Raw genomic sequence first — 3,468 nt, 5'->3', positions numbered from 1 at the left:
ATTGACAGCTTTTTTTGCCTGAAAATCTTATTTGCATTCGGGCAAGAGTGAGAGGGAACCCAAAGCTATTTTATGGAAATTTGTGACAAAATTTAGGTTTGTCATCAGTCTGTGACCGCACATTATGTGCGGTCTGTTAAGTGTTCAGTTTATGCTACCAAGATTATTTTTGCAAAATCTTAATGTCTGCAGAGCGACGTAAGGTTTTCACCCAGTCTTTAGAGGCTTCCATTGCCTGTTGATTAACGACTTGTTGGTAAGCTTTTTGCATATAGCTGTCTTTAGTTCTATCACCATTACGTGTATCGACAACTTCTAAAATATGCCAACCATACTTAGTTTTGAAAGGTTGTGAGATAGTGCCTTTCTTAGTATTTTTGATCATTGCTTGGAATTCTGGCTCATAGATATCAGGGAAATTCCAACCTAGACTACCGCCATTAGCGCCAGAGAGGTAATCCTTAGAATAAGTTTTTGCTGCGTCGGCAAAAGATGTTTTACCTGCAAGAATATCAGCGCGCAATGTACTTAATTGTTGTTTAGCTTGTGCATCGTTTAATAATGGATTGGTTTTAATTAAGATGTGCTTGACTAAATATTCTGGTGCAGTAACGGTTTTCAATGTGCCTTTTTGTTGCGCTTCGTTATACATCTGTTTTGCTAGTTGCTCAACTTGTTCGCGAGAAACAGAAATACTTTCACTGATTGTTTTATTACGCACTTGACCCATAATGATTTGGTGAGCAATTTGCTGACGGAATCGTGCTTCGCCAATCCCTTGATAATCTAAGGCATCTAAAAATTGTCCATAGGTTAAACCGTTCTCATCGGCAATTTGATGCATAATTTGTTGAATTTGTTGTGGCGACACTGAGATTTTTGCATCGGCAATCGCTTTTTGCACCAACATATCATCAATAATGCTATCTAGCGCAGCGGCACGATTCGCTGGTGTATTCGCACGTTTTCCTAGTGCTTTACTGACTTGGCTGTTTAAAATTGGAGTACCGTTAACAGTAGCAACCACTTTTTCGACAGCATAACTGGTTGCTGCAACAGATAAACAACTCGCTAACAGAAGGAATTTGATCCACTTATTTTTCATACAATGTTGTCCTATTTTGCTATTTAACATTACGGTTCGGTTAGAGTATTAAAAATGAAAAAGGTTTCATTCAGGTTTTAATAATTCAACTTGGTAACAACCATCAAATTTCATTGTTTTTACTTGCACCTGTTCTTGTCGAGAAGTTGGTACATTTTTCCCAACATAGTCGGCACGAATGGGTAATTCACGATGTCCCCGATCCACAAAAATCACCAATTCGATGCGTTTTGCCCGTCCAAAATCAATCAAGGCATCTAAAGCGGCGCGAATAGTTCGTCCAGTAAATAATACATCATCAACTAAAATAATGTTTTTATTTTGGATATTAATCTGTCCTGAAGAGCCATGATAAACAGGGAGTTCTGTAGGATCGGCATACTCAAGATCATCACGATAAAAGGTGATGTCTAGTTCCATATAAGGTAAGGTGATATCTGTTAATTGAGCAATTTTTTGTCGTAATAATTCCGCAATTTCTGCGCCTCGACGTTTAATGCCAACAATAATTAGATCATCAAGCGATTGATGTTTCTCAATAATTTCATGAGAAATACGTGAAATCGTACGAAAAAACTGATTTTCATCGATAATCACTTTTTCCATAAATCAAAAACCTTTTTTCAAAGAAAAAACACCTGCTCAAAATAACATAAAATTAGCATTAACGCACATTGAAAACGTATTTCTGCTGATAAAATAAACGTGTGTGAATAATATTATTCACACACGTGAGGAAATTACTAATTAGATTGCCCAATGACCAGCATAGAAAGCAACTAAAGCAATCGCGATAATAACGGTACCAATATTAAGTTTTTTCCATTCACCAGAAATAATACGGCCAATCACTAATGACGCAAAGCCGAGCATAATACCGGTAACGATGTTAGCGGTGAGGACAATAAATACAGCACAAATGAGTCCGCTCATTGCACCTACGAAATCATCAAAGTCCAGTGCAGCTACATTTTTTAACATCAATAAACCAACGTACATTAATGCAGGAGCAGTTGCATAGCCCGGCACTAACGCAGCTAATGGTTGGAAGAACAACATCAAGAGGAAAAGTACGCCAACGACAATAGCGGTAATACCTGTTTTACCACCTGCAGCAGTACCAGCGGCAGATTCAATATAAACCGCTGCCGGAGCTGTGCCAAATAGACCTGAGAAAATGCTGCTGAGTGAGTCAGAAGTGAGTGCTTTACCGCCATTGATAATTTGTCCATCTTTGTCTAGTAAGTTAGCTTGACCAGCAACCGCACGGATAGTACCTGTCGCGTCGAAAACTGCGGTCATTACTAGAGCAAATACTGCTGGTAATACCACTGGTTGTAATGCTCCCATAATGTCGAGTTGCAAAAAGTGTGAGGTTTCACCAAAAGTCGGTAGTTTGAAGATCTCTCCGGCGAATTTTACATTTGGATCAAAAATTAACCCAATAATAGTAATGGCGATAATGACTAAGAGAATGCCGCCTTTCACTTGTAAACGTTCTAAACCAATAATTGCAGCTAGCCCGAGTAAAGACATCATTACTGGAAATGAAGTAAACTCGCCAAGTTTTACTGGTAAACCAGCATTATTACCAACAACTAGACCAACACCATTCGCTGCAATTAATAATAGGAATAAACCAATACCGATACCAGCGCCATGTGCAATACTTGCAGGTAAATTGCGTAGAATCCAAGCGCGGATACCTGTTGCTGAGATAATGCTAAAGAATACCCCCATTAAAAATACTGCACCGAGTGCAACTGGAACGCTAACTTTTTGTCCTAACACGAGACTAAAGGCGGTAAAAGCAGTTAATGAGATAGCAACACCGATTGCCATTGGTGCATTTGCCCAGAAACCGATTAAAATTGAACCTAAACCGGTGACTAAACAAGTAGCGATAAAGACAGATTCTCCAGAAAATCCCGCATTGCTTAACATTCCTGGTACTACGATCACCGAATAGACCATTGCTAAGAAAGTGGTGAGCCCCGCAATTACTTCTTGGCGTAAAGAACTTTTGCGAGCAGTAAGTTCAAAACGTTGTTCGAGCATATTAGCCATTGAATTACCTTTTAAAAATAATGAATAAGAAAAAATAGGGGTGAATTTTACCTGAGTCAGAAAAAATCTACTATAGAAAAATGCAATCGTTTGCTTTAACCCTACTTTTCTTTATACAGGCAAAGACAAAAAGCGTTAGCTTTTTGAACGTTGCTTGCAACGACCCGTAGGGTGAGCAAGTGAACGAAGTACACTTGCGAATAAAAGTAGGTCGGTCGCCCTAAAGGGCGACTTCATTTTCTTTGCTTGTGCAAAGAAAACGAAGCAAAAGAAAGCACACCCTCGCACTCTTGCTA

The 3,468-nt window shown here is 39.0% G+C and carries 3 protein-coding genes; all 3 read right to left on the bottom strand.

What is annotated here, in order from left to right:
• Positions 1–163: 163 nt before the first annotated feature.
• The 3 genes from QS62_RS11015 to QS62_RS11005 all read right to left on the bottom strand — a co-directional run bounded on the left by QS62_RS11015 (position 164) and on the right by QS62_RS11005 (position 3,172).
• On the bottom strand, positions 164–1,105 hold the full coding sequence (locus tag QS62_RS11015; RefSeq protein ID WP_066110140.1) for a peptidylprolyl isomerase: 942 nt from the start codon (positions 1,103–1,105) through the stop codon (positions 164–166).
• A gap of 66 nt (positions 1,106–1,171) precedes the next feature.
• The gene (pyrR, locus tag QS62_RS11010; protein ID WP_066110138.1) at positions 1,172–1,711 is read right to left on the bottom strand and encodes a bifunctional pyr operon transcriptional regulator/uracil phosphoribosyltransferase PyrR; all 540 of its coding nucleotides are present in this window, start codon (positions 1,709–1,711) and stop codon (positions 1,172–1,174) included.
• A gap of 141 nt (positions 1,712–1,852) precedes the next feature.
• The gene (locus QS62_RS11005) at positions 1,853–3,172 is read right to left on the bottom strand and encodes an NCS2 family permease (RefSeq protein ID WP_066110136.1); all 1,320 of its coding nucleotides are present in this window, start codon (positions 3,170–3,172) and stop codon (positions 1,853–1,855) included.
• Positions 3,173–3,468 lie beyond the last annotated feature (296 nt).

Source organism: Gallibacterium salpingitidis (assembly GCF_001678495.1).
In the GTDB taxonomy this organism is placed as follows: domain Bacteria; phylum Pseudomonadota; class Gammaproteobacteria; order Enterobacterales; family Pasteurellaceae; genus Gallibacterium; species Gallibacterium salpingitidis.
Note: the sequence above shows the minus strand (reverse complement) of the source record. Positions and strands in the feature narration are given on the sequence as shown.

Bases quoted from the DNA above. Each gene is read 5' to 3' on its own strand.
- QS62_RS11005 (WP_066110136.1), bottom strand. From the start codon at position 3,172: ATGGCTAATATGCTCGAACAACGTTTTGAACTTACTGCTCGCAAAAGT.
- QS62_RS11015 (WP_066110140.1), bottom strand. From the start codon at position 1,105: ATGAAAAATAAGTGGATCAAATTCCTTCTGTTAGCGAGTTGTTTATCT.
- pyrR (WP_066110138.1), bottom strand. From the start codon at position 1,711: ATGGAAAAAGTGATTATCGATGAAAATCAGTTTTTTCGTACGATTTCA.